Raw genomic sequence first — 24,522 nt, forward strand, 5'->3', positions numbered from 1 at the left:
GACCACAAGGCACGGGGGCTTTCGTCAAACCAGCGGATCAGCGCATGTTGAGCTGCTGCTGCAGGTTCTGCACCTGGGTTTGCAGAGTGCTGATGTTGCGGGTCATCTGCGCGCGGAACGCATCGAACTCGGCGGTGCTGGCGCCCTGGGAGGGGGCCGGACGGTTATCCAGTTCGCTGCGCAGTACCAGCAGATCCTGCTCCAGGCCCTTGATCGCCTGGTTCGGATTCCCCTGCCTCTTCAGAGCTTCGACATCACTGCCCAGGCCTTTCAGGCGGCTGTCGAACTGGGCGATATCGCCCTGGGCGGCTTTCAGCCTGGTCTGCTCGGCGGCCAGGCCATCGAGCTTGCTGCCCAGCTGGCTACCCACCTGGGTCGCGGCGCTCTGGACGGTCCTGACGTCGGCGGCAAGCTGGTCGACGCGCTTGCCCTGGCTGCCAAGCTGGGCGCTGGCCGCGGCTTGCTGCCTGGACAGTTCGGCCACCTTGGCCTGCAGTTGCTTGAGCTGCAGCTTCAAGGACTCGCTGCCGCTGGTGATGTTGGATTCAGTGGCAACCACCTTGCCGGAGATATCCTGGATGCGGCCGGCCGCTTCTTCGCTGATGCGGGCGAAGCTTTCCTGAGTAGCGACCAGCTGCTGCTCCATCAGGCTGATCTGCTGGAAGCTCCACCAACCCAGGCCGCAGAGGGCAACCACCAGAGCAACGACCAGGGCCCAGAGCGGGCCGGTGCTGGCGCCCTTGACCGCGGGTGCGGCGGCGGAATGGCCATTGTGGCGGTGATGCAGGGATTCGGCGGCGGCCGGGTGATGATCGAACTCGTCACGATCACGGTCATCGGTGGTCAGGCTGGGGACATCATCCACTTCGTCGAGGGCGTCATTACGCATGGGGGGACCTTTGGGGAGAAACGCAGAACCGCGAATGCCCGGAAGTATACCGGTTCGCACGGCGGTCTTCAGCGTCGCGCCACGGCAGTGCGGATTGCACCGCAGGGGAGCAGCGACCCTCGGTTGACCACGCCGGAGCCCGGCAGTTCCGGCCTCCGGCGCCTGGTACGGGGTTTGCTAGCCAGTTGCCAGCCCCAGCACGGGGCATGCCAGGAAAGCGCCAGGCCGGGTCGTCGGCTCCGGCGCACTCCAGATCCGCCAGGACCAGGGCGGACCATCTTCAACCATGGGGGAAGAAGGAATGGAATTGACCAAGGCTGTACTGGATTGCATGCAGGCCCTGCGGCGCCAGCTCCGCGAAGAACAGGCTGTGGATATCCGCCTCAGTCAGCCCGATGCCGTTCTGTCCATGCTCAACGCCTGCGCCGAATCCCAGCACGACGCCACGCGCGAACTGGGCGAGCACCTCAGCAGCCTGACCGGCGTGCGCCAGAAGCCGCCGGTGCTCAGCGAAGAGGAGCTGATCAGGAAGTACACGCAATACGCGGGTCCCTTGAGGGGCTAGCCGATCAGGGCTGCTGCGCCCCCCACCAGGCACAGAACTCATCCAGTGCCGCCCACACGCTTACCTGCGGGTCGTAGTCCAAGTACTGCCGCGCGCGGCTGATATCCAGGGAGAAGTCCTTGGCCATCACCGCCACGGCCAGGCGATAGAGTGACGGCTCCGGACGCCCCGGCAGCAGCTTGCAAACCGATTCGTTCAACAGCGCGGCACTGTAGGCGAGCCCATAGGGGACATGGCGGGTCACCTGGGGCTCGCCCAGCTTGCGCAGCACGTAGTTGACCACGTCCCACAACGGTACCGGCTGGCCATTGCTAATGTTGTAGGCCTGGCCCAGCGCCGGGCCGGCGGCCAGCAGGCCACTGAGCAGGGCATCATTGAGGTTCTGCACACTGGTGAAGTCAACCTTGTTCAGGCCGTTGCCGATGATCTTCAGTCGCCCCTTGCGTTGCATGGCGATCAGCCGGGGGAAGATGCTCGTGTCGCCGGCGCCGGTGACGAATCGCGGGCGGAAGGCAATGACTTCGAGGCCGAACTCCTCGGCGGCGAAGACCTTCTGCTCGGCCAGGTACTTGGTCGCGCCATAGTGGTCGGAGAAGCGCTTGGGCACCTGCTCTTCGCCGATCCCCACATGAGCACGGCCGTCGAAGTAGATGGACGGTGACGACAGATGCACCAGTCGCCGCACCCGCTGCTTCAAGCACGCTTCCACCACGTTCTCGGTGACCTGCACGTTGGCCTGGTAGAAATGCTCGTACTTGCCCCAGACGCCCACCGCACCCGCGCAGTGCGCCACCGCATCGACTTCGTGGCACAGACGCTGCACCAGTTCCGGGTCCGACAGGTCGCCCTGGATGAACTCGGCGCCCCGCTTCACCAGATGCTCCACCCCTTCGGGACGGCGGCCGTTCACCCGCACATCGAGCCCCTGCTCCAGGGCGAAACGGGCAAAACGCCCGCCGATGAACCCACTCGCCCCCGTCACCAGAATCTTCATCAGTCGCCCCTTGGTACACCTTGTGATGCCCGCGACTCTAGCAGCCCTGGCGCCTGCCAGGTGTGGCGTCGCGAGCCAATAGAACGACTCTGAACGCTAACCCCGGCCATCGTTCCCGCCCGAGCCGGTGCCGTGGGCTACCTTTGTTTGCGAAACCACCGCCGAGGAACCACGCAGTGAGCACGAAAACCTGGATGATCTATGGCGCCTACGGCTACACCGGCCAACTGGTGGCCGAGGAAGCCCTGCGGCAAGGGAAAGTACCGATCCTCGCCGGCCGCGACCCGGCCCGGCTGGAAGCCCTGGGCAGCCGTCTCGGCCTGCCGACCCGGGTCTTCGACCTGAGCGACCCGGTCCACGCTGCGGAGCGCCTGGAAGGCGTCTCGGTGGTCGCCCATTGCGCCGGCCCCTTCTCCGCCACTAGTACGCCGATGATCCAGGCCTGCCTCACCAGCGGCACCCACTACCTGGACATCACCGGCGAAATCACCGTGTTCGCCCTCGCCCATGCCCAGGATGCGGCGGCACGCAAGGCCGGCATTGTGATCTGCCCCGGCGTGGGGTTCGACGTCATCCCCACCGACTGCGTGGCGGCCTGCCTCAAGACCGCCCTACCGGACGCCACTCACCTGGCCCTGGGCTTCGACAGCGACAGCGGGCTGTCGCCGGGCACCGCCAAGACCAGCATCGAGGGCCTGGCCCAGGGTGGCCAGGTGCGCGAGAACGGCCGTCTGCGCCCGGTGCCCCTGGGCCATCGCCGCCGCGAGATCGACTTCGGGCGCGGAACGAAATCTGCGGTGACCATCCCCTGGGGCGATGTGGCCACTGCCTTCTACTCCACCGGCATTCCCAATATCGAGGTCTATCTGCCGGCGCCCGCCGCGCTGGCGCTGGGCATGCGCCTGAGCGATCCGCTGCGCGGCCTGCTGGCCGGCGAGTGGATACAGGGCAAGTTGAAGGGACTGGTGACCCGCAACCTCAGGGGGCCGGACGAAGTCACCCGCGTACGCAGGCCCACCTGGGTCTGGGGCGAGGTCCGCAATGCGGCCGGCGAACGTCGCACCGCCTACCTGGAAACCGCCAATGGTTACCAGGTCACGGTGCATGGCGTGCTGCATGCTGTGCGCCATATGCTGGATTACCAGGGTGAAGGCGGCTACTTCACACCCTCGCTGCTGCTCGGTGACCGCTGCATAGAACAATTGCCCGGCTCAGGGCAGATCCGCATCACGGCCTAGCCCCGCAGCGAAAGCTCCGCGATGCAGGCACCCTGGCTGATAGGTATCGCGGACTCCCTCCCGGGAAGGCAGGCTTTCAACGTGCCAGGGGAACCAGCCAGCGGCTGGCGGCCCTGGCCAGGTGGTCGGTGAGCAGACTGAGCAGCTCGCCGCCATGGCGCCAATGGTGCCAGTAGAGCGGCACGTCGATGGGGTGGTCGGGAATCAGTTCCTGCAGTTCACCCCGCGCCATCTGAATGACGACCTGCTGCTCCGGCACCAGCCCCCAGCCCAGCCCCCCTTCGGTCAGGCGTACGAAGCCTTCGGATGAGGGGCACAGGTGGTGGATGAAGCCGCCGTCGACACCGAGAGCCTGCAGGTAGCGATGCTGCAACAGGTCATCCGGTCCGAACACGATGGCCGGTGAACGCGCCAGCGCCGTCGGCGTCACCCCCTTGGGAAAATGCCGTTCGATGAAGGCCGGGCTGGCCAGGGCGCGGTAACGCATGGCACCCAACAGCAGGCTGCGGGCCCCCGCCACCGGCCGCTCGGCAGCGCAGACACAGGCGGCCACTTCACCGGCGCGCATGCGTTTCAGGCCCACCTCCTGATCCTCTACCACCAGATCCGTCAGCACCCGCTGTTCGGCGCAGAAGTCCCCGACCGCTGCCGCCCACCAGGTCGCCAGGCTGTCGGCATTGAGAGCAATGCGAAGGCGCTCCGGCATACCGCCTTCCTCCAGCGCCGGCACCTGGCGTTGCAGATCCCGTTCCAGCAGGCGCACCTGCTGCACATGGTTGAGCAGGCGTGTACCCACCTCGGTCGGTGCAGGCGGCGCGGCGCGTATCAGTACCGGCTGGCCGACCCTGGCCTCCAGCAGCTTGATCCGCTGTGACACAGCCGACTGCGACAAGCCCAGCAACTGGGCCGCGCGCTCGAACCCACCCTGCTCCACCACGGCCGCCAGGGCCGCCAGTAACTTGTAGTCGAACAAATCAGATTTCCTAATGATAGATCAGCATGATTCGTTTTCCTTATACAGGGTCGCGCCACACACTCGCCACATCCCAACCCGTCGTAGCGAAGGAAGCACCATGGCCGGCGAAACCGCTCTCTCTACCCTGATCCGCAACATGTCGCCGCAACTCAACCCCGGCCAGTACGTGTTCTGCACCCTGATCGATGCCGCCCGGCTGGAGGGCTGCGTACCGATCGGCAGCTTTCGCGAGCGCGAAGGGCTGACGGTGATCCTCGAACGCGGCGACGCCGACCGCCTGGGACTGACCTATGACTACACCGCGGCGTGGATCACCCTGGACGTGCATTCCTCCCTCAGCGCCGTGGGTCTGACCGCCGCATTCGCTGGCGCACTGGCCCAGGCGGGCGTCAGCTGCAACGTGGTGGCCGGTTATTTCCACGACCACCTGTTCGTCGCCAGCGCCGACGCCGAGCGCGCCCTATCCACCCTGCGGGCCCTTGCGGCCAACGCCCATACGGAGTGAACAAGATGTGGCAGAGCTACCTGAACGGCGTGCTGGTGGCCGCCGGCCTGATCATTGCCATCGGCGCCCAGAACGCCTTCGTCCTCGCCCAGAGCCTGCGCCGCGAGCACCACCTGCCAGTGGCGGCGCTTTGCGTGCTGTGCGATGCGATCCTGGTGTGCGCCGGCGTCTTCGGCCTGGCCACCCTGCTGGCGCAGAACCCGATGCTGCTGGCCATCGCCCGCTGGGGCGGCGTCGCTTTCCTGCTCTGGTACGGCATCCAGGCCCTGCGCCGGGCCTTCAGTCCCAGCACCCTGGACCAGTCCGGCGACGCCGGCCCGCGCTCGCGCCGCGCCGTGCTGCTCGCCGCCCTGGCGGTGACCCTGCTCAACCCGCACGTCTACCTCGACACCGTCCTGCTGATCGGCTCCCTGGGTGCCCAGCAAACGGTTCCCGGTGCCTACGCCCTGGGCGCGGCCAGTGCCTCGCTGGTGTGGTTCTTCGCCCTGGCCCTGGGCGCGGCGTGGCTCGCCCCCTGGCTGGCGCGACCAGCCACCTGGCGCCTGCTGGACCTGACAGTGGCGCTGATGATGTTCGGCATGGCGGCGCAACTGGTGAACGGTATCTGACGCTCCGGGAGCCAAATGGGAAGGCCGTGCCAGTGCACGCGGGGGCCTCATTTCCACACAGTTGCTGCGTGGTTAAGCCCCCAGCCCGGTGCTATGATCCGGGCTTCGCGGCCAAAAAGAGTACATACTCGCAGCCGCACTTTCGGCCGACCGTGAACGGCCCCGCGCCTGGCGCAAAAATCCCGACCTGATGAAGGAGATAGACATGGCTTTCGAATTGCCGCCGCTGCCGTATGAAAAGAATGCCCTCGAGCCGTACCTGAGCGCCGAGACCCTGGAATTTCACCACGGCAAGCACCACAACGCTTACGTGGTAAACCTGAACAACCTGGTTCCGGGCACCGAGTTCGAAGGCAAGACCCTGGAAGAGATCATCAAGACCTCCTCCGGCGGCATCTTCAACAACGCAGCCCAGATCTGGAACCACACCTTCTACTGGAATGGTCTGAAGCCCAACGGCGGTGGCCAGCCCACCGGCGCCCTGGCTGACGCCATCAACGCTGCCTTCGGTTCCTTCGACAAGTTCAAGGAAGAGTTCACCAAGACCGCCATTGGCACCTTCGGCTCCGGCTGGGCCTGGCTGGTGAAGAAGGCTGACGGTTCCCTGGCCCTGGCCAGCACCATCGGCGCAGGCTGCCCGCTGACCAGCGGCGACACCCCGCTGCTGACCTGCGACGTCTGGGAACACGCCTACTACATCGACTACCGCAACCTGCGTCCGAAGTACGTCGAGGCTTTCTGGAACCTGGTCAACTGGGACTTCGTAGCCAAGAACTACGCAGCCTGAGACCCGCTCCAGCGCTAAGAGAAACCCGGCCATTCGCCGGGTTTCTTCATTTTTGCGCGTCGTTCGTCGTCTTGTGGCGGTACAAGGGAAAAATTGTCGGCCCCCTCCTCAAGCCCGGCCCAGTTCGCACCGACATAACAGGGGTGAAGGTGAAATCAGCGGATACCGGCAGCGGCACGCCGGAGTGAATGGTGGCATTCGCATACTGGCCCTTTGACGGCCAGTGCCTGTTTGCCAATACTCACATCCGTCTGGACACCTGGCGGCATCGAACAAGGAATCTCCATTTGAAGCTGGATATCAAACACAGCTTGTCGCTGAAGCTGCTGCGCGTGGTGTTGCTCTCTGCACTGGTAGTCGGTGTGGTGCTCAGTTGTGCGCAGATCGTGTTCGACGCATACAAGACGCGGCAGGCCGTGTCCAACGATGCCAACCGGATTCTCGGGATGTTCCGCGACCCCTCCACGCAGGCCGTCTACAGCCTGGATCGCGAGATGGGCATGCAGGTGATCGAAGGCCTGTTCCAGCACGAATCGGTACGCCAAGCCTCCATCGGCCATCCCAACGAGCCCATGCTGGCGGAAAAGGACCGGCCGCTGATGGAGCTGTCCACCCGCTGGCTGACCGACCCCATCCTCGGCAAGGAACAGACCTTCACCACCCAACTCGTCGGCCGCAGCCCCTACAGCGAGTACTACGGCGACCTCAGCATCACCCTCGACACCGCCCCCTACGGCGAAGACTTCGTCACCAGCTCGGTCATCATCTTCATCTCTGGCGTGCTGCGCGCGTTGGCCATGGGCCTGGTGCTCTACCTCGTCTACCACTGGCTGCTGACCAAGCCCCTGTCGAAGATCATCGAGCACCTGACCAGCATCAATCCCGACCGCCCCAGCGAACACAAGCTGCCCATGCTCAAGGGCAACGAACGCAACGAGCTGGGCCTGTGGATAAACACCGCCAACGACCTGCTGGCCTCCATCGAACGCAATACCCACCTGCGCCGCGAAGCCGAGAACAGCTTGCTGCGCATGGCCCAGTATGACTTCCTCACCGGCCTGCCCAATCGCCAGCAACTGCAACAGCAACTCGACCAGATCCTCGAAGACGCCGGCCGCCTGCAGCGCCGCGTCGCGGTGCTCTGCGTGGGCCTGGACGATTTCAAGGGCGTCAACGAACAGTTCAGCTACCAGACCGGCGACCAGTTGCTGATCGCCCTGGCCGACCGCCTGCGTGGCCACAGCGGCCGGCTCGGCGCCCTGGCGCGCCTGGGGGGCGACCAGTTCGCCCTGGTCCAGGCCGATATCGAGCAGCCCTACGAGGCCGCCGAACTGGCCCAGAGCGTGCTGGACGACCTGGAAGTCGCGTTCTCCCTGGAGCAGCAGGAGGTGCGCCTGCGCGCCACCATCGGCATCACCCTCTTCCCGGAGGACGGTGACAGCACCGAGAAGCTGCTGCAGAAAGCCGAACAGACCATGACCCTGGCCAAGAGCCGCTCGCGCAATCGCTACCAGTTCTACATCGCCAGCGTCGACAGTGAAATGCGCCGCCGCCGCGAACTGGAAAAGGACCTGCGCGAAGCCCTCAACCGCGGCGAGATGCACCTTGTCTACCAACCCCAGGTGGATTACCGCGATCATCGCGTCGTGGGTGTCGAAGCCCTGCTGCGCTGGCAGCATCCGCAACACGGCTTCGTGCCGCCGGACCTGTTCATCCCACTGGCTGAACAGAACGGCTGCATCATCCCCATAGGCGAATGGGTGCTGGACCAGGCCTGCCGGCAGCTACGCGAATGGCACGACCAGGGCTTCTCCGAACTGCGCATGGCCATCAACCTGTCCACCGTACAGCTGCACCATGCCGAGCTGCCGCGGGTGGTGAACAACCTGCTGCAGGTCTACCGCCTGCCCCAGCGCAGCCTGGAAATGGAAGTCACCGAAACCGGTCTGATGGAAGACATCTCCACCGCCGCCCAGCACCTGCTGAGCCTGCGCCGCTCCGGCGCGCTGATCGCAATCGACGACTTCGGTACGGGCTACTCCTCGCTGAGCTACCTGAAGAGCCTGCCGCTGGACAAGATCAAGATCGACAAGAGCTTCGTCCAGGACGTACTGGAAGACGAAGACGACGCCACCATCGTGCGCGCCATCATCCAGCTGGCACGCAGCCTGGGCATGCAGGTGATCGCCGAAGGCGTGGAAACCGCCGAGCAGGAGGCCTACATCATCGCCCAGGGCTGCAACGAAGGTCAGGGCTACCTCTACAGCAAGCCCCTGCCTGCACGCGAAATCACGCTCTACCTCAAGCAGGCCAGGCGACTGACCAACGCGGCGTCCAACCCGGCGACGCTCTAGCATTAATGATGGGTTTCGCAGGCTCTACCCATCCTACTGGAGCACCGCCCTATCCCGCTTTCGTAGGATGCGGTAGAGCGAAGCGAAACCCATCGAGTGAACCGGGGCTCACATGAGTCCGGTCACCCGAAGTACGTAGACAGTCGCCACCGCACCGCCCACGCAGAGCACGGCACCGAGCAGTGCCTGCCAACGGAACTGCCGGGCGAGTACATCTTCACCATGGCTGGACAGCAGGAACGGCTGGGACTCCGCCGGACGACGCATGTGGTTCATGGCGGGTGCCGCACTGGTGTGGCGGTGCCGATCCTCGGCCTCCAGTTGCGCGGCCAGGCGTACGCGGCCCCACTCGGCCTCGTCCAGCTGACCGTTGCCATTACTGTCGAAACGCTGCAGCAGGCCGGCGAAATCGCCCTTCCACTCACGGATCACCGCACCTTGGGCCGACCCTAGGTCCAGCCCCTGACGACCGCCGCCGCTGGTGCGGAAATCGCCTATGGCATAGAGGGGCTCATTGGCGTGCAGGCGTTCTTCGGTGTAGCGGTACTCGCCGCCGGACAGCCAGCCCCTCAGCCCGCCTGGGACCATGGCACCCCGAGGGTGACGCTGATGCCCGGTCCAGACCTGACGCGTGGCGGGGCGCACTTCGGCGCCACGCGGATCGATGAGGCACTCGCCGGTCGCGTCGGCCAGCCGCAGCCAGGCATCACTGACACCACTGTCCACGACGCGCCACGACTTGCTCTTGCCACTCTCGCGGTATTCCTCGATGCGGTAACGCCACCAGAGGCAGGGCGTGCCGGTCAGCGGCGCGCTGAGCTGACCGTCGCCCTGCGGATGCAGCATGCCGTACAGCTCCACATAGCCCTGGGCGGCGGAGCGAATCTTCGAGGTCGGGGTATCCAGCAACAGCCGCGCCTGCGCCATGCGACGCAGGCACCACCAGCCGCCACCCGCGAAAGCACCCAGGCTGAACCCCAGGCTGATGGCCAACCCGGCGATATCGACGGCCATATCAGCCGAACAGCGTCTTGAGGTCGACGTCGGCCTTCTCGGCCTCGCTGAACTCCAGCAGCTCGGCAGCCTTGAAGCCGAACAGGCCGGCGATGATCACATCCGGAAACTGCTCGATGCGCACGTTGTTCAGGTTCACCGCCTCGTTGTACAGCTCGCGACGGTCGGCGATGCCGTTCTCCAGGCCGCTGATGCGCTGCTGGAGGAACTGGAAGCTCTCGTTGGCCTTGAGCTGCGGGTAGTTCTCCGCCAGTGCGAAGAGCTGGCCGAGGCCGGCCCGCAGGCCGCTTTCGGCCTGGCCGAGGGCTCCGATATCGCCCTTTTCGCGGGCACTGGCCACGGCATTGCGCGCGGCGATCACACGCTCCAGCGTGGTGCGCTCGTGCTGCATGTACTGCTTGCAGGTTTCCACCAGCTTGGGCAACTCGTCATGCCGCTGCTTGAGCAGCACCTCGATGTTCGACCAGGCCTTGCCCACGCCGTGCTTGAGGCGAACCAGGGCGTTGTAGAGAACCACCGCATAGGCGGCGGCGAGCAGCAGGACCACGATCAGGGCAACGCTGGTAAGGCTCATGCAGGCTTCTCCTTCAGACTGCGGGGCACAGGGCTTGGGCGATTCTAATGGTGTTTGGCCAATAACGCGGAGACCTTGCACACAGGGTTGCAAAACGCCCGAGAACGGCCTTTCCAAAAATGAAAATCTTTCGCATTATGTGTCGGTTTCCGTTGCGCAACTTCACATTGCCATCACCCAGAAGCAAAGGACCCCGCACATGATTCGTATGCCCCTGGCCACCGCCAGCCTGCTCGCCGTCGCCATTTCCCTCGCCGGTTGCGGTGACGACAAGAAAGAAGCTGCAGCACCGCAAGCCGCTGCTCCGGCCGCCACTGCCGCAGCCCCGGCTGCAACCGCCAAGGTCGACGAGGCCGAGGCCAAGAAGGTCGTTGCCCACTACGCCGACCTCGCCCTGGCCGTCTTCACCGATGCCCACAGCACCGGCATGAATCTGCAGAAGGCCGTTGACGCCTTCCTCGCCAAGCCCGATGCCGACACCCTGAAAGCCGCTCGCGAAGCCTGGCTGGCGGCCCGTGCTCCCTACATGCAGACCGAAGTGTTCCGCTTCGGCAACCCGGTGGTCGACGACTGGGAAGGCCAGCTCAACGCCTGGCCGCTGGACGAAGGCCTGATCGACTACGTCGCCGGTGACTACCAGCACGCCCTGGGCAACCCCGGCGCTACCGCCAACATCATCGCCAACACCACCATCCAGGTTGGCGAAGACAAGATCGACGTCACCGAGATCACCGGCGAGAAGCTGGCCAGCCTGAACGAGCTGGGCGGTTCCGAAGCCAACGTCGCCACCGGTTACCACGCCGTCGAGTTCCTGCTCTGGGGCCAGGACCTGAACGGCAGCGGCCCGGGTGCCGGCAACCGTCCCGCCACCGACTACGTCGTCGGCGAAGGCGCAACTGGCGGCAACAACGAGCGTCGTCGTGCCTACCTGAAGGCCGCCACCGACCTGCTGGTTGCCGACCTGGAATACATGGTTGGCCAGTGGAAGTCGGGCGTTGCCGACAACTACCGCGCCAAGCTAGAAGCCGAACCGGCTGAAGCCGGCCTGCGCAAGATGCTGTTCGGCATGGGCAGCCTGTCCCTCGGTGAACTGGCGGGCGAGCGCATGAAAGTCGCCCTGGAAGCCAACTCCACCGAAGACGAGCACGACTGCTTCAGCGACAACACCCACAACTCGCACTTCTACAACGGCAAGGGCATCCGCAACGTCTACCTGGGCGAGTACAAGAAGGTAGACGGCACCACCCTGACCGGCCCGAGCCTGTCTTCCCTGGTCGCCAAGATCGACGCCCAGACCGACACCACCCTGAAGGCTGACCTGGAAGCCACCGAAGGCAAGCTGCAAGCCTTGGTGGACAGCGCCAACAAGGGCGTGCACTTCGACCAGCTGATCGCCGCCGATAACACCGCCGGCCAACAACTGGTACGTGACGCCATCGCCTCCCTGGTCAAGCAGACCGGCGGTATCGAAGCGGCCTCTGCCAAGCTCGGCATCACCGACCTGAAGCCGGACAACGCCGATCACCAGTTCTGATCGACGCAGCGGTAAGCAGAAGCGGATGCGGCCCAGTGCCGCATCCGCTTTTTTGTGCCTGCGGCTCCGGTGGGGCCTTGTAGGGGCGAATTCATTCGCCAAGGGTGGCGAAGCCGCCCCGGCGCGGCTTCAAGGCAGGACTTCGTCCTGCTTGGCGATTGAAATCGCCCCTACAACAATGCCGATTGCAGTCGGATCCAGAATGCAAGCCAAACGCAAATCCCTCTTATTCAGCGATCCCAGTCCTGATAAGCTTGCCGGCCTGTTTATCGCCGACCGGACCCCGCCAATGCCCGCTTCACAGGCCTTTCGCCGCTTGTCGCCCCTGCTGCTGGCCCTGGGTCTCATCAGTGCCTGTGACGACGCACCGCGGTTCACCCAGGCTGAGCCAGGCGAGCACCTTTCCGGTGGTGCCGCGACTGTCCGCCAGTTCGACCAGAACGCGTTTTCCATGCCCTCGGCCAACCTCACGCCGATGCGCCGGCTGGACTTCAGCGTGGGCAACAGCTTTTTTCGCAATCCCTGGGTGATCGCGCCCGCCACCACCACGGCGCGTGACGGGCTGGGCCCGCTGTTCAACACCAACGCCTGCCAGAACTGCCACGTGAAGGATGGCCGCGGCCACCCGCCCGCTCCCGGCGCGAACAACGCGGTGTCGATGCTGGTGCGCCTGTCGATCCCAGCTGATGCGTCGGCCGAACACGCGCGCCAGCTGGAGCGCCTGGGCGTGGTGCCGGAGCCGGTGTATGGCGGCCAGCTGCAGGACGTGTCGATTCCCGGCGTCGCCCCCGAAGGCAAGGTGCGGGTCAGCTACGAGCCGGTGCCAGTGACCTTTGCCGACGGCACTGCAGTCGAGTTGCGCAAACCGCTTCTTGCGATCACCCGGCTCGGCTATGGCCCGATGCACCCGGATACCCTGTTCTCCGCCCGCGTCGCGCCGCCCATGATCGGCCTGGGCCTGCTGGAAGCCATTCCTGAAACCGCCATCCTGGCCAACACCGACCCGGACGATGCGGATGGCGACGGCGTCCGTGGCCGCCCCAACCGGGTCTGGGACGATGTCGCCGGCAAGACCGTACTGGGCCGCTTCGGCTGGAAAGCCGGCCAGCCAAACCTGAATCAACAGAATTTTCACGCCTTCTCTGGTGATATGGGCCTGACCACCACGCCGTTGCCGAAGGACGATTGCACAGCGGCGCAGACCGCCTGCAAGGCAGCCGTGAATGGCGGCGAACCGGAGGTCAGCGACAACATCCTGTCCCTCGTGCTGTTCTACACCCGCAACCTGGCCGTACCGGCCCGGCGCCAGGTGGACGATCCGCAGGTGCTGGATGGCAAGGGCCTGTTCCACCAGGCCGGTTGCCAGGCGTGTCACACCCCCAGTTTCACCACCGCGGCCGACGCCGCCGAACCCGAGTTGGCCAATCAGGTGATTCGCCCCTACAGCGACCTGCTGCTCCACGACATGGGCGATGGCCTGGCCGACGGCCGCGCCGAGTTCCAGGCGGGTGGCCGCGACTGGCGCACGCCGCCGCTCTGGGGCATCGGCCTCACCGAAGCGGTGACCGGCCACACCCAGTTCCTGCACGACGGCCGCGCACGCAACCTGCTGGAAGCCATCCTCTGGCACGGCGGTGAAGCCGAAACGGCGAAGCAGAAAGTCCTCCAATACGATGCCGGGCAGCGTGCCGCGCTGCTGGCTTTCCTGAATTCCCTGTAAGGAGCCCCGCATGTTCCGCCCCAAACTGCTGTTCACCAGCCTCGCCGCCCTGGCCCTGGGCGCTTGCGCCCCTCAGGACCCGCAGGCGCAGACCGCCTCGGCCCTGGCCAAGCAAGTGATTCTGCCGGCCTACAGCCGCTGGGTAGATGCGGACCGCCAGCTCGCGGCCAGCGCCCTGGCCTTCTGCTCCGGCAAGGAAGACCTGGCCAAGGCCCGCGCGGACTTCATCAAAGCGCAGAAAGCCTGGGCCGAGCTGCAGCCCTTGATGGTCGGCCCTCTGGCTGAAGGCAACCGTGCCTGGCAGGTGCAGTTCTGGCCGGACAAGAAGAATCTGGTCGGCCGTCAGGTGGAGCAACTGGTCAAGGCCCAGCCGCAGGTGGACGCCGCCGCCCTGGCCAAGGCCAGCGTCGTGGTCCAGGGGCTTTCCGCTTACGAGTACATCCTCTTCGACAGCAACCTGGACATGGCCGACGGCGCCCAGAAGTCCCGCTACTGCCCGCTGCTGGAAGCCATCGGCGAGCGCCAGAAGGGCCTGGCCGAGGAAATCCTCGCGCGCTGGAACAGCAAGGACGGCATGCTCGACCAACTGAGCAAGTTCCCCAACCAGCGCTATGCCGATTCCCATGAAGCGATTTCCGAGCTGCTGCGGGTCCAGGTCACCGCGCTGGATACCCTGAAGAAGAAGCTCGGCACGCCCATGGGCCGCCAGACCAAGAGCCAGCCGCAACCGCTGCAGGCCGACGGCTGGCGCAGCGATTCCTCCCTGGCCAGCCTGGGCGCCAGCCTGGCCAGCGCCGAGAGCCTCTGGCTGGGCGTGGACAAGCACGGCATCCGCAGCCTGTTGGGCGACGACCAGAAGGCCCTGGCCGAGAAGATCGACGCCGCCTACGCCGAAACACGTGGCAAGCTCGAAGCCCTCGAAAAGCCCCTGAGCGAACTGCTGGCCAGCGAAGAGGGCCTGAAGCGCCTCAACGACTTCTACGACAGCCTGGACCGCCTGCAACGCCTGCATTCCGGCGAACTGGCCAAGGCCCTGAACGTTCAGCTCGGCTTCAACGCCAACGACGGTGACTAAGATGCTTCGTCGCCAGGTGCTCGCTCTCGCCAGCCTGCTGCTCGGTGCCGTCGGCCTGGGCGGCTGGACCCTGACCCGCAAGGGCGGCTCGCCCCTGCTGCTCTCCGCCCGCGACGACGCCGACGGTCAGCACTACGCCGTGGGCTATCGCCTGGATGGCACCCAGGTGTTCGCCACTCGTGTCGCCCAGCGCTGCCACGACATCGTCGAACATCCCAGTGAGCCAGTGGCACTCTTCGTCGCCCGTCGTCCGGGCACCGAAAGCTACCTGGTCGATCTGCGCGACGGCCGCCTGCTGCAAACCCTGGTCTCACAGAAAGACCGCCATTTCTATGGCCACGGCGTGTTCCACAAGGATGGCGAATGGCTCTACACCACCGAGAACGACACCACCGACCCCGGTCGTGGCGTGCTCGGCCGCTACCGCTATCAGGACGGACTGCTCATCCACCAGGGTGAAATCTCCACCCACGGCCTGGGCCCGCACCAGGTCTCGTGGATGCCCGATGGCGAAACCCTGGTGGTGGCCAATGGTGGCATTCGTACCGAGGCGGAAAGCCGGGTGGAGATGAACCTCGACGCCATGGAGCCAAGCCTGGTGCTGATGCGCCGCGACGGCAGCCTGGTGTCCAAGGAGACCCTGCCGCAGCAGATGAACAGCGTCCGCCACCTGGCCATCGGCGCGGACGGCACCATCGTTGCCGGCCAGCAGTACATGGGCGACGCCACCGACCGCGCCGACCTGCTCGCCATCAAGCGCCCTGGCCAGCCGTTCCAGCCCTTCCCGCTGGAGGACGAACAACGCCTGGCCATGGTCCAGTACACCGCCAGCGTCGCCATCCACAACGAACTGCGCCTGGTGGCCCTGACCGCGCCGCGCGGCAACCGCTTCTTCATCTGGGACCTGGACAGCGGCGCCGTGCGCCTGGACGCCCCCCTGCCGGACTGCGCCGGCGTCGGCGCGGTGAAAGACGGCTTCGTGGTCACCTCCGGCCAGGGCCGCTGCCGCCTGTACGACTGCCGCGGTAAGCAGTTCACCGCCACCCCGCTGCAACTGCCGGCGAGCTTCTGGGACAACCACCTGCACCTGGCCTGATGGCCCAAGGTTTTTCCGGTGGGGAATTCATTCGCGAGTTGTGTTTGCCCCCTATAAGGGGGCCATCTTCACACGCAGCACCCAGCTGATCTCCGCCACCATGCCCAACAGTAGGGTGCGCCATGCGCACCGCGGCGATGGTGGCGACTCCGAGCCTGTCTCCCGGTGCGCGCGGCGCACCCTACGGGACCGGCAGCATCCTGCTGGTTCGCTGACTCGAATCGTCACAGGCAGAGCCGGTGATTCATGACCACGTCCGCAGGATGTGGTTTCCCACGCTCAAATGAATTCGCTCCCACAGGACAAGCGCCAACAACAAGCTTTCCCGCTCCGACTACCGCGCAAAACCAAGGCCAGCACGAGCTTCCGGCCACTTGCGTACCCCCACGAAATCCCTCGTTCGCCCCTTCAGCGGCATCTCGCCGTGCCGACCAGGTGAATGCCTGCCCGACGTGCATCAACGCGCCCCGCCGGCCATCTCACAACTGCAACATTTATCTGGTAGAGAGCCGACATCCCTTTCCATTCCAAGAGGCGCAACACCATGTCTCTGCAACGCTCCTTGCGTGGCCAGATCCTCACCCTGCTCGGCGGAAGCCTGGCCCTTCTACTGCTGATTGCCCTGGCCTGTATCCACTTCTTGTCCGGTGGCATCCAGTCCTACCGCTCTCTGGTCGACGGCACGCTTGAGGCATCAAGCCTTGTGGATGAGGCCAACCTCGAGTTCAAGGTGCAGGTTCAGGAATGGAAGAACGTGCTCCTGCGCGGCAAGGCTCCGGAAAACCTGAACAAATACTGGAGCCAGTTCGAGGGCCAAGAAGCCAAGGTCCAGGCCGTGCTCGGCAAGCTGCTGGACAAGGCCACTGCACTGGATGACAGCACCCTGAAGGCCAAGGTGGAAACCCTGCGTAACGAGCACCGCAATCTCGGCATCGCCTACCGCAAGGGTCGCGACGCATTCGTCGCGGCGGGCGCCGATCCGGTCGCAGGGGATAACGCGGTCAAGGGCATCGACCGCGCCGCCAGCGAGCAGATGAGTGCCCTGGTCGCCGAACTCCACGCGCGTGGCAGCCAACAGTCCGAAGCCATCAGCGCCAGCGCCGACAGCACAGTGAACCTGGGCATCCTGGTCATGTTGCTGTCGAGCCTCGGCATCGGGCTGTTCAGCCTGTGGCTGATCAACCGCAACCTGATTGCTCCCATCAGCTCACTGATCGAGCACATCGCGCAACTCGCCCAAGGCAATTTCGGCCAGCGCGTGGACGCCAGGCGCCAGGACGAACTCGGCCGCCTGGCCGTGGCCGCCAACACCCTGCGCGATTTCCTCGCCGATACCTTCAACCGCCTCAAGCAGAGTACCGCCCAGCTGGACAACGCCAGCGGCGAACTCAACGCCATCGCCAGCCTGATGGCCGAAGGCACCCGCGAACAGTTCTCCCGCACCGACCAGGTGGCCACCGCCATGCACGAGATGTCCGCCACCGCCCAGGAAGTCGCACGCCACGCCGCCGAAGCCGCTGGCGCTGCCGACCAAGCCGATCATTCGGCGCAGCAGGGCGGCGCCGTGATGCAGGCAACCATCCACAGCATCACCGGCATGCGCAGCGAGATCGCCAACACCGCAGAGGTGATCCGTCGCCTGGAAAGCGACAGCGGCCGCATCGGCAAGGTGCTCGAAGTGATCCGTGGCATTGCTGAGCAGACCAACCTGCTGGCCCTGAACGCCGCCATCGAAGCCGCCCGCGCCGGCGACCAGGGCCGCGGTTTTGCCGTCGTGGCCGATGAGGTGCGCACCCTGGCTCAGCGCACCGCCGAGTCCACCGCGGAGATCCACCAGATCATCGACACCGTGCAGACCGGCGCGCTGAACGCCGTGCGCGCCATCGAGAGCGGCCAGAGCCGCAGTGAGGAAAGCGTGGCCCAGGTCACCGAGGCCGGCGCGATGCTGCAACGCATCACCGACGCTGTGGAGGCCATTCGTGACATGAACCGGCAGATTGCCACGGCTGCGGAAGAACAGACGTCCGTGGCCGAGGACATCTCGCGCAACCTCACCGAGATCACCGCCATCGCCACCACCAACGAAGGCAATGTGCAACGCACCCAGGGCGCCAGCCACCACCTGCACGGCCTTTCCAGCGACCTCAACCAACTGACGGCGCGCCTCCACGACTGACTGGCTGACGGCACAGGGACGTGCCGTCACCCCTGGTCCGCTAATCAGAAAAGGCCAGGCTCCCGCAAGGGGAAATGGCGCAAAATCTCGCGATCTCCGTCGATCCGCAACGCCAGATTTCGACTACTTCCCTGAAAGCAACGTTCTGCAATTTCTTGTCTTTGACTTGGTCTAAATCTGGCACTAAGGTGCTTGACTCGCCTATTCCCAGGCCTCTTTTTTCCCAGCCAAGGAACCGGAATATGTTGCTCCGCCGCATGCTCATCATGCTGGGCATGGTTACCCTCGTGGTGCTCGCCCTTGCCGCCTATAAAGGCTTCTCGATCTATCAGCAGGTCCAGCAGTTCTCTGCGCCCCAGCCGCCCATCAGCGTCTCCGCCGAAAAGGCCGTCGAGCAGCCCTGGCAAAGGCGCCTGCCCGCCATCGGCTCGCTGAAAGCCTTCCAGGGGGTCGACCTGACCGTTGAAGCCAGCGGCACCGTTCAGGACGTGCTCTTCCTCTCCGGCGAGAAAATCAAGCTGGGCCAGCCGCTGATCCAGATGGACAGCGATGTCGAGCGCGCCAGCCTGGCCACCGCCGAGGCCGAGCTGTCGCTGGCACAGGTGGAGTTCCAGCGCGGACGCAGCCTAGTCAGCCGGCAGAACATCTCCAAGAGCGAGTTCGACCGCCTGTCTTCGGAGCTCCAGGCCGCCTCTGGCAAGGTCGCGCAGCTCAAGGCACTGCTGGCCAAGAAGCGCATCATCGCGCCCTTCTCCGGCACCATCGGCATCCGCCAGGTAGACGTGGGCGACTTCCTCTCCTCCGGCACCACCATCGCCACCCTGCAGGACCTGAACACGCTGTTCGTGGACTTCTTCCTGCCGGAACAGTCCGCCCCGCTGCTGGCCGTGGGCCAGAAGGTACGCATCAGTGTCGCGGCGTATCCGGGCGAGTATTTCGAAGGCGACGTGGCTGCACTCAACCCCAAGGTCGAGGAAAGCACCCGCAACCTGCAGGTCCGCGCAGTTCTGCAGAACCCCGAGGGCAAGCTGCTGCCGGGCATGTTCGCCAACCTGGAAGTGCTGCTGCCCGGCGAGCAGGAACGCATCGTAGTCCCGGAGACCGCCATCACCTACACCCTCTATGGCAACTCGGTGTACGTGATCAGCGAGAAGCAGAATGCCGAAGGCCAGATCGACAAAGGCCAGGACGGCCAGCCTCAGCTGGTGGTGGAGCGCCGCTTCGTCGAAACCGGCGAGCGCCGTGACGGCAAGGTCGTGGTGCTGAAGGGCCTGGAAGTCGGCGAGCAAGTGGTGACGTCCGGCCAGCTCAAGCTGGATAACGGTTCCCACGTTGCCATCGTGCCCGACCAGCCCCAGGCCACCAAACCGGATAACCAAGCCCGCGCCCAGCAATAAGCGCTCGCGCGAAGGAACGGAACATGGCTTTCACAGATCCTTTCATCCGTCGCCCGGTACTGGCGACCGTGGTCAGCCTGCTGATCGTGCTGCTGGGCTTCCAGGCCTTCAGCAAGCTGGTGATCCGCCAGTACCCGCAGATGGAAAACGCCCTGATCACGGTGACCACCGCCTACCCGGGCGCCAACGCCGAGACCATCCAGGGTTACATCACCCAGCCGCTGCAGCAGAGCCTGGCCAGTGCCGAAGGCATCGACTACATGACGTCGTCGAGCCAGCAGAACATGTCGGTCATCCAGATTTACGCGCGCATTGGCGCCAACTCCGACCGCCTCTTCACCGAGCTGCTGGCCAAGGCCAACGAGGTGAAGAACCAGCTACCGCAGGACGCCGAAGACCCGGTGCTGTCCAAGGAAGCGGCTGACGCCTCGGCGCTGATGTACATCAGCTTCTACAGCGACGAGTTGTCCAACCCGCAGATCACCGACTATCTGTCGCGCGTGATCCAGCCCAAGCTGGCCACCCTGCCAGGCATGGCCGAGGCGGAAATCCTCGGCAACCAGGTCTTCGCCATGCGTCTGTGGCTGGACCCGATGCGCATGGCCGCCTATGGCGTCACCGCCAACGACGTCAACGATGCCGTGCGCAAGTACAACTTCCTCTCCGCCGCCGGCGAGGTGAAGGGCCAGTACGTGGTGACCAGCATCAACGCCACCACCGACCTCAAGTCGCCCGAAGCCTTCGGCGCCATTCCGGTTAGGACGGTCGGCGACAGCCGGATTCTGGTGCGTGATATCGCGCGGGTGGAAATGGGCGCGGAGAACTACGACTCCATCAGCTCGTTCGACGGCATTCCCTCGGTCTACATCGGCATCAAGGGCACACCCAGCGCCAACCCGCTGGACGTGATCAAGCACGTGCGCGCCATCATGCCGGAGCTGGAATCCCAGCTACCGCCGAACCTGAAGGTCTCCATCGCCTACGACGCCACGCGGTTCATCCAGGCCTCCATCGACGAGGTGGTGAAGACCCTGGTCGAGGCGGTGCTGATCGTGATCGTGGTCGTCTTCCTGTTCCTCGGCGCCTTCCGCTCGGTGCTCATCCCGGTGATCACCATCCCGCTGTCGATGATCGGCGTGCTGTTCTTCATGCAGCTGATGGGCTACTCCATCAACCTGCTGACGCTGTTGGCCATGGTGCTCGCCATCGGCCTGGTGGTGGACGACGCCATCGTCGTTGTCGAGAACATCCACCGTCACATCGAGGAGGGCAAGACCCCCTTCGACGCGGCAATCGAGGGAGCCCGAGAAATCGCCGTGCCGGTGATCTCCATGACCATCACCCTGGCGGCGGTCTACGCCCCCATCGGCTTCCTCGAAGGTCTGACGGGTGCGCTGTTCCGCGAGTTTGCCCTAACCCTGGCCGGTGCGGTGATCATCTCCGGCATCGTCGCGCTGACCCTGTCGCCGATGATGTGCTCCAAGCTGCTGCGCCACGAAGAGAACCCGTCGGGCCTGGCACACCGCCTGGACATGATCTTCGACCGCCTCAAGCAGCGTTATCAGCGCGCCCTGCACGGCACCCTGAACACCCGCCCGGTGGTGGTCGTGTTCGCGATCATCGTGCTCTGCCTGATCCCGGTGCTGCTGAAGTTCACCAAGAGCGAGCTGGCCCCGGACGAAGACCAGGGCATCGTCTTCATCATGGCCAAGGCGCCACAGCCCACCAACTTGGACTACCTGAACACCTACACCGAAGAGTTCGTGAAAATCTTCAAGGCGTTCCCCGAGTATTACTCGTCGTTCCAGATCAACGGCTTCGATGGCGTGCAGTCCGGTATCGGCGGCTTTCTGCTGACGCCCTGGGACGAACGCGAGCGCACCCAGATGGAGCTGCTGCACGAGGTCCAGGCCAAGCTCAACCAGATTCCGGGATTGCAAATCTTCGGCTTCAACCTGCCGTCGCTGCCGGGTACGGGTGAAGGCCTGCCCTTCCAGTTCGTGCTCAACACACCCAACGACTACGAGTCGCTGCTACAGGTGACCGAACGCATCAAGGCGCGTGCCTTGGAGTCGGGCAAGTTCGCCTTCCTCAACGTCGACCTGGCGTTTGACAAGCCGGAAGTGGTGGTAGAGATCGACCGCGAGAAAGCGGCCCAGATGGGTGTGTCCATGGAAGACCTCGGCTCGACCCTGGCCATCCTGCTCGGCGAAGGCGAGATCAACCGCTTCACCATCGACGGCCGCAGCTACAAGGTGATCGCCCAGGTGGAACGCCCCTACCGGGACAACCCGGGCTGGCTGAGCAACTACTACGTGAAGAGCGAAAGCGGTGACATGGTGCCCCTGTCGACGCTGATCAGCGTGCATGACAGCGCCCGGCCGACCCGCCTGAAGCAGTTCCAGCAGCTGAACTCGGCGATCATCGAGGGCTTCCCGCTGGTGAGCATGGGCGAGGCCATCGACACCGTGACCCAGATCGCTCGCGAAGAGGCGCCGCGCGGATACGGCTTCGACTTCGCTGGCGCCTCGCGCCAGTATGTGCAGGAAGGCAGCGCGCTCTACGTGACCTTCGCCCTGGCGCTGGCGATCATCTTCCTGGTGCTGGCGGCGCAGTTCGAGAGCTTCCGCGACCCGCTGGTGATCCTGGTGACGGTGCCTCTGTCCATCTGCGGTGCGTTGATCCCGCTGTTCCTCGGCTGGTCGAGCATGAACATCTACACCCAGGTGGGCCTGGTGACGCTGATCGGCCTGATCAGCAAGCACGGCATCCTGATCGTGGAGTTCGCCAACCAGTTGCGTCGGGAGAAAGGCCTGAACGCCCGCGAAGCCGTGGAGGAAGCCGCGGCCATCCGTCTGCGCCCGGTACTGATGACCACTGCGGCGATGGTGTTCGGCATGGTGCCGCTGATCTTCGCCACCGGCGCCGGCGCGGTCAGCCGCTTCGACATCGGCCTGGTGATTGCCACCGGCATGTCCATCGGCACGCTCTTCACCCTCTTCGTCCTGCCTTGCGTCTACACGCTGCTGGCGAAGCAGGAGTTGCAGACGAACGAACAGGTGGCGACCAGTCACTGAGCGTTGTTGTGACGAGAAAAGCCCCGACCCGGTCGTAATGCTGTTCACTTAAGTGGTGGCGGTAGCGCATATGAGGAGAGGCGTGACCGGCCTTCGGAGTAGTCTGCCACCAAGCTGAAGGCCCCGTAGGAGCGAGCTCTGCTCGCGAAGGCGGCGGGTTCGCGAGCAGAGCTCGCTCCTACGAGGGTTAGATGCCTCGGACAAACAGCTTTTGATGATGCAAAACCAAAAACGCCGCCCTCCTGCTGAAGGAAAGGCGGCGTTTTTTCTTATGTGAACAGCATTACGCGCTCGCGGGGTTTTCCGTGAATCCGACTGTTGCTACTGGGCGCGCAGTCCCTGGGACAGTCCGAACATGAACAGCAGCAGGTTCTGGTCCGGCTGCGCCTGCGCTTTCAACCGGGCATTAGGAGGAAGTGGGCAGTATCCGAGGCCGTTGACGCTGACCACAGAGGGCGAGGGTTCTTGCCAGGCAGCCGCCGCCAGGGAGGCCACTCCCAAGGCACCGACGAGGAACAGAGCTCGCGTGGTTTCTAACTTCATGATCGCAACCTCTTGATAGCGCTGCCAAACGCTGCTTCATAACCGTAGATCAGCATCTGCCAACCCGCCTCGTCCAGCGACGAATGGCGCCTAAACTGCCACAGGTCGCGCAGGGCTGCCCGTTTACTCGACCACCGGCGCCGGGCTTTTTCCAGGTCCAGCAGGGCCACTTCGGGCAAGCCGCCCGCCCCCATCGGCCGCACGAAAACATGCTTGGAATAGAGGCAACCATGCTGCCAGCCGCCTTGGTGCAGGCGGCACAGCATAGCGGCCAATTGTTGCAGTACGAGGTGCCGGTCCCCCTCGCCCGCCTGGGCTGCGTACCAGCGATCGAACTCGATGAAACCCTCCAGGACCTCGGTCACCAACAGCCCCTGCCAGCCACCCTGCGGGGAATGGCGAACAGCACCGAAGACCAGGTGAGGCACCCTGACCCCCAGCCGCTCAGCGGCCAGCAGGGCCTCCCGCTCGCGCTGCACGGTCGGGCGACCGAAGGGGTGACGCAGGCTGCGGTACAGGTGCCCGACCTGGCGTTTCACGTAGAGCACGCGACCGTTCGTCAGGCAAACCCGCTGCACGCCGCTCACACCGCCACGACGCTGGTTGGGTGCTTCCACCCATTCGCCGCCCAGGGCCCAGAAACGCTGGAACTGTTCATGCTCCTGAGACCGCAGGGCGCCTGCGTACTCAGCGGCCATGGCCCGGTACCTTGCGCAGCACATAGATCCGCCACATTGCATAGAAGGGCAGGAAATCCAGGTGCTCCTGGATCTCGAATCCAGCCTCGCGAAACTCCGCCTCGGCGGTGGCCGCCGGGATTACATGGCGATTCTGGTAGCCCTGCGCGGCCCGCCGGGCCTGGCGCCGGCTTTCCAGGCGACGACGACGCCAGGCCTTGTAGTTGCCGTCCACCCAGAGCGACAGGATCAGGCTGTCACGGGTAACCCGGCGGCATTCACGCAGCAGGGTCATGCGGTGGGCCGGATCGCCGATGTGGTGCATCAGGCGCATGCAGAAGATGCTGTCCACGGCGTTCTCGGGCAGTTGGATGGAGAACGCCGAGGTTTGCAGCAAGCGGACGCGCCGGACCACTTCAGGTGGCTGGAACTCACTGGCCACCCGAAGCATCTGCTCGGAGTTGTCGGCACCGATGATCACCCGGTTCGGCTTCTCCGCCAGAAGCGGCCAGAAGCGGCCAGCACCGCAGGGCAGGTCGAGTACCAGGCCGGGCTCGTCGGCCAGGGCCAGGGCCCGACGCGCCAACTGCAGGTCCCGCCAGTTCGACAGCCGCCGCGCGAGTCCCGCCTGGTGCTTGCGAAAGTAGGCTTCAGCGTGATCGCGGTCGTACTTGTCGGAGAATTCGAGGTTGATCGGGCGGGTCATGGACCACCTCCGCATGG

The 24,522-nt window shown here is 64.9% G+C and carries 21 protein-coding genes and 1 pseudogene; 14 read left to right on the top strand and 8 right to left on the bottom strand.

The features are described from left to right. Nucleotides 1-37: 37 nt before the first annotated feature. Nucleotides 38-889: an ATPase gene (locus tag THL1_RS23305; RefSeq protein ID WP_069085452.1), complete on the bottom strand. Its 852-nt coding sequence runs from the start codon at nucleotides 887-889 to the stop codon at nucleotides 38-40. Nucleotides 890-1,190: 301 nt separating this feature from the next. Here THL1_RS23305 and THL1_RS23310 point away from each other — a divergent pair, with 301 nt between their 5' ends. Beyond that, entirely contained in the window at nucleotides 1,191-1,454 is a 264-nt protein-coding gene (locus THL1_RS23310) for a hypothetical protein (protein ID WP_069085453.1), read from the top strand. 4 nt (nucleotides 1,455-1,458) lie between these two features. Here the strand turns inward: THL1_RS23310 and THL1_RS23315 are convergent, their stop codons facing one another. After that, nucleotides 1,459-2,448, bottom strand: coding sequence for an NAD-dependent epimerase/dehydratase family protein (locus THL1_RS23315; protein ID WP_069085454.1), 990 nt, complete (start codon nucleotides 2,446-2,448; stop codon nucleotides 1,459-1,461). A 194-nt stretch (nucleotides 2,449-2,642) separates the two neighbouring features. Between THL1_RS23315 and THL1_RS23320 the strand changes: the two genes are divergently transcribed. Next, a complete protein-coding gene (locus THL1_RS23320) occupies nucleotides 2,643-3,686 on the top strand; it encodes a saccharopine dehydrogenase family protein (protein ID WP_069085455.1) in 1,044 nt (347 codons plus the stop codon). Between the two features lie 76 nt (nucleotides 3,687-3,762). Here THL1_RS23320 and THL1_RS23325 read toward each other — a convergent pair whose 3' ends face one another. Continuing rightward, on the bottom strand, nucleotides 3,763-4,659 hold the full coding sequence (locus THL1_RS23325; protein WP_069085456.1) for a LysR family transcriptional regulator ArgP: 897 nt from the start codon (nucleotides 4,657-4,659) through the stop codon (nucleotides 3,763-3,765). Nucleotides 4,660-4,759: 100 nt separating this feature from the next. Here THL1_RS23325 and THL1_RS23330 point away from each other — a divergent pair, with 100 nt between their 5' ends. The 4 genes from THL1_RS23330 (at nucleotide 4,760) to THL1_RS23345 (ending at nucleotide 8,916) form a co-directional block, all read left to right on the top strand. Beyond that, entirely contained in the window at nucleotides 4,760-5,167 is a 408-nt protein-coding gene (locus THL1_RS23330) for an ACT domain-containing protein (RefSeq protein WP_069085457.1), read from the top strand. 5 nt (nucleotides 5,168-5,172) lie between these two features. Then, a complete protein-coding gene (locus tag THL1_RS23335; protein WP_069085458.1) occupies nucleotides 5,173-5,775 on the top strand; it encodes a LysE/ArgO family amino acid transporter in 603 nt (200 codons plus the stop codon). 205 nt (nucleotides 5,776-5,980) lie between these two features. Further along, complete coding sequence (locus THL1_RS23340; protein WP_069085459.1) at nucleotides 5,981-6,562, top strand: superoxide dismutase; 582 nt, start codon at nucleotides 5,981-5,983, stop codon at nucleotides 6,560-6,562. Nucleotides 6,563-6,849: 287 nt separating this feature from the next. Next, a complete protein-coding gene (locus THL1_RS23345) occupies nucleotides 6,850-8,916 on the top strand; it encodes a putative bifunctional diguanylate cyclase/phosphodiesterase (RefSeq protein WP_069085460.1) in 2,067 nt (688 codons plus the stop codon). A 108-nt stretch (nucleotides 8,917-9,024) separates the two neighbouring features. Here the strand turns inward: THL1_RS23345 and THL1_RS23350 are convergent, their stop codons facing one another. Together THL1_RS23350 and THL1_RS23355 are read right to left on the bottom strand one after the other, a co-directional pair. Next, nucleotides 9,025-9,930 (bottom strand): GIDE domain-containing protein, encoded by a 906-nt coding sequence (locus THL1_RS23350; protein WP_069085461.1) that lies wholly within the window; start codon nucleotides 9,928-9,930, stop codon nucleotides 9,025-9,027. Between the two features lies 1 nt (nucleotide 9,931). Further along, nucleotides 9,932-10,504 (bottom strand): LemA family protein, encoded by a 573-nt coding sequence (locus THL1_RS23355; protein WP_069085462.1) that lies wholly within the window; start codon nucleotides 10,502-10,504, stop codon nucleotides 9,932-9,934. Between the two features lie 199 nt (nucleotides 10,505-10,703). Here THL1_RS23355 and THL1_RS23360 point away from each other — a divergent pair, with 199 nt between their 5' ends. From THL1_RS23360 to THL1_RS23390, 8 genes and pseudogenes are all read left to right on the top strand, one after another. Next, entirely contained in the window at nucleotides 10,704-12,038 is a 1,335-nt protein-coding gene (locus THL1_RS23360) for an imelysin family protein (protein WP_069085463.1), read from the top strand. A 289-nt stretch (nucleotides 12,039-12,327) separates the two neighbouring features. Further along, nucleotides 12,328-13,758 (top strand): di-heme oxidoredictase family protein, encoded by a 1,431-nt coding sequence (locus THL1_RS23365; RefSeq protein WP_069085464.1) that lies wholly within the window; start codon nucleotides 12,328-12,330, stop codon nucleotides 13,756-13,758. A 10-nt stretch (nucleotides 13,759-13,768) separates the two neighbouring features. After that, on the top strand, nucleotides 13,769-14,833 hold the full coding sequence (locus THL1_RS23370) for an imelysin family protein (protein WP_069085465.1): 1,065 nt from the start codon (nucleotides 13,769-13,771) through the stop codon (nucleotides 14,831-14,833). 1 nt (nucleotide 14,834) lies between these two features. Continuing rightward, nucleotides 14,835-15,929 carry a DUF1513 domain-containing protein gene (locus THL1_RS23375; protein ID WP_069085466.1) on the top strand — a complete coding sequence of 365 codons (1,095 nt, stop codon included), beginning with the start codon at nucleotides 14,835-14,837 and terminating at the stop codon, nucleotides 15,927-15,929. A gap of 1,132 nt (nucleotides 15,930-17,061) precedes the next feature. Next, nucleotides 17,062-17,172: pseudogene (locus tag THL1_RS31465) on the top strand (hypothetical protein); the annotation flags it as partial. A 228-nt stretch (nucleotides 17,173-17,400) separates the two neighbouring features. Next, the gene (locus tag THL1_RS31470) at nucleotides 17,401-18,105 is read left to right on the top strand and encodes a methyl-accepting chemotaxis protein (protein WP_414703764.1); all 705 of its coding nucleotides are present in this window, start codon (nucleotides 17,401-17,403) and stop codon (nucleotides 18,103-18,105) included. A 242-nt stretch (nucleotides 18,106-18,347) separates the two neighbouring features. Then, nucleotides 18,348-19,502 carry an efflux RND transporter periplasmic adaptor subunit gene (locus tag THL1_RS23385; RefSeq protein WP_069085468.1) on the top strand — a complete coding sequence of 385 codons (1,155 nt, stop codon included), beginning with the start codon at nucleotides 18,348-18,350 and terminating at the stop codon, nucleotides 19,500-19,502. Between the two features lie 23 nt (nucleotides 19,503-19,525). Beyond that, nucleotides 19,526-22,579 carry a multidrug efflux RND transporter permease subunit gene (locus THL1_RS23390; protein WP_069085469.1) on the top strand — a complete coding sequence of 1,018 codons (3,054 nt, stop codon included), beginning with the start codon at nucleotides 19,526-19,528 and terminating at the stop codon, nucleotides 22,577-22,579. A gap of 321 nt (nucleotides 22,580-22,900) precedes the next feature. On the opposite strand, the gene THL1_RS23395 is transcribed toward THL1_RS23390, so the two are convergent. Genes THL1_RS23395 through THL1_RS23405 form a run of 3 tightly spaced genes read right to left on the bottom strand, consistent with a single transcriptional unit; the run spans nucleotide 22,901 to nucleotide 24,505 of the window. Continuing rightward, entirely contained in the window at nucleotides 22,901-23,122 is a 222-nt protein-coding gene (locus tag THL1_RS23395) for a hypothetical protein (protein WP_069085470.1), read from the bottom strand. Then, entirely contained in the window at nucleotides 23,119-23,820 is a 702-nt protein-coding gene (locus THL1_RS23400; RefSeq protein WP_069085471.1) for a lipopolysaccharide kinase InaA family protein, read from the bottom strand. Before THL1_RS23400 ends, THL1_RS23395 begins: the two co-directional genes overlap by 4 nt. Then, nucleotides 23,810-24,505, bottom strand: a complete 696-nt coding sequence (locus THL1_RS23405; protein ID WP_069085472.1) for a class I SAM-dependent methyltransferase — start codon at nucleotides 24,503-24,505, stop codon at nucleotides 23,810-23,812. The genes THL1_RS23400 and THL1_RS23405 overlap by 11 nt, the downstream gene beginning before the upstream one ends. Nucleotides 24,506-24,522: the final 17 nt, after the last annotated feature.

Origin of the sequence: Pseudomonas sp. TCU-HL1 (genome assembly GCF_001708505.1) — a bacterium.
In the GTDB taxonomy this organism is placed as follows: domain Bacteria; phylum Pseudomonadota; class Gammaproteobacteria; order Pseudomonadales; family Pseudomonadaceae; genus Metapseudomonas.

Coding starts and splice junctions, on each gene's coding strand:
- THL1_RS23385 (WP_069085468.1), top strand. CDS start 18,348: ATGTTGCTCCGCCGCATGCTCATCATGCTGGGCATGGTTACCCTCGTG.
- THL1_RS23350 (WP_069085461.1), bottom strand. CDS start 9,930: ATGGCCGTCGATATCGCCGGGTTGGCCATCAGCCTGGGGTTCAGCCTG.
- THL1_RS23400 (WP_069085471.1), bottom strand. CDS start 23,820: ATGGCCGCTGAGTACGCAGGCGCCCTGCGGTCTCAGGAGCATGAACAG.
- THL1_RS23355 (WP_069085462.1), bottom strand. CDS start 10,504: ATGAGCCTTACCAGCGTTGCCCTGATCGTGGTCCTGCTGCTCGCCGCC.
- THL1_RS23315 (WP_069085454.1), bottom strand. CDS start 2,448: ATGAAGATTCTGGTGACGGGGGCGAGTGGGTTCATCGGCGGGCGTTTT.
- THL1_RS23395 (WP_069085470.1), bottom strand. CDS start 23,122: ATGAAGTTAGAAACCACGCGAGCTCTGTTCCTCGTCGGTGCCTTGGGA.
- THL1_RS23335 (WP_069085458.1), top strand. CDS start 5,173: ATGTGGCAGAGCTACCTGAACGGCGTGCTGGTGGCCGCCGGCCTGATC.
- THL1_RS23390 (WP_069085469.1), top strand. CDS start 19,526: ATGGCTTTCACAGATCCTTTCATCCGTCGCCCGGTACTGGCGACCGTG.
- THL1_RS23365 (WP_069085464.1), top strand. CDS start 12,328: ATGCCCGCTTCACAGGCCTTTCGCCGCTTGTCGCCCCTGCTGCTGGCC.
- THL1_RS23320 (WP_069085455.1), top strand. CDS start 2,643: ATGATCTATGGCGCCTACGGCTACACCGGCCAACTGGTGGCCGAGGAA.
- THL1_RS23405 (WP_069085472.1), bottom strand. CDS start 24,505: ATGACCCGCCCGATCAACCTCGAATTCTCCGACAAGTACGACCGCGAT.
- THL1_RS23310 (WP_069085453.1), top strand. CDS start 1,191: ATGGAATTGACCAAGGCTGTACTGGATTGCATGCAGGCCCTGCGGCGC.
- THL1_RS23370 (WP_069085465.1), top strand. CDS start 13,769: ATGTTCCGCCCCAAACTGCTGTTCACCAGCCTCGCCGCCCTGGCCCTG.
- THL1_RS23330 (WP_069085457.1), top strand. CDS start 4,760: ATGGCCGGCGAAACCGCTCTCTCTACCCTGATCCGCAACATGTCGCCG.
- THL1_RS23360 (WP_069085463.1), top strand. CDS start 10,704: ATGATTCGTATGCCCCTGGCCACCGCCAGCCTGCTCGCCGTCGCCATT.
- THL1_RS23340 (WP_069085459.1), top strand. CDS start 5,981: ATGGCTTTCGAATTGCCGCCGCTGCCGTATGAAAAGAATGCCCTCGAG.
- THL1_RS23375 (WP_069085466.1), top strand. CDS start 14,835: ATGCTTCGTCGCCAGGTGCTCGCTCTCGCCAGCCTGCTGCTCGGTGCC.
- THL1_RS31470 (WP_414703764.1), top strand. CDS start 17,401: ATGTCCGCCACCGCCCAGGAAGTCGCACGCCACGCCGCCGAAGCCGCT.
- THL1_RS23305 (WP_069085452.1), bottom strand. CDS start 889: ATGCGTAATGACGCCCTCGACGAAGTGGATGATGTCCCCAGCCTGACC.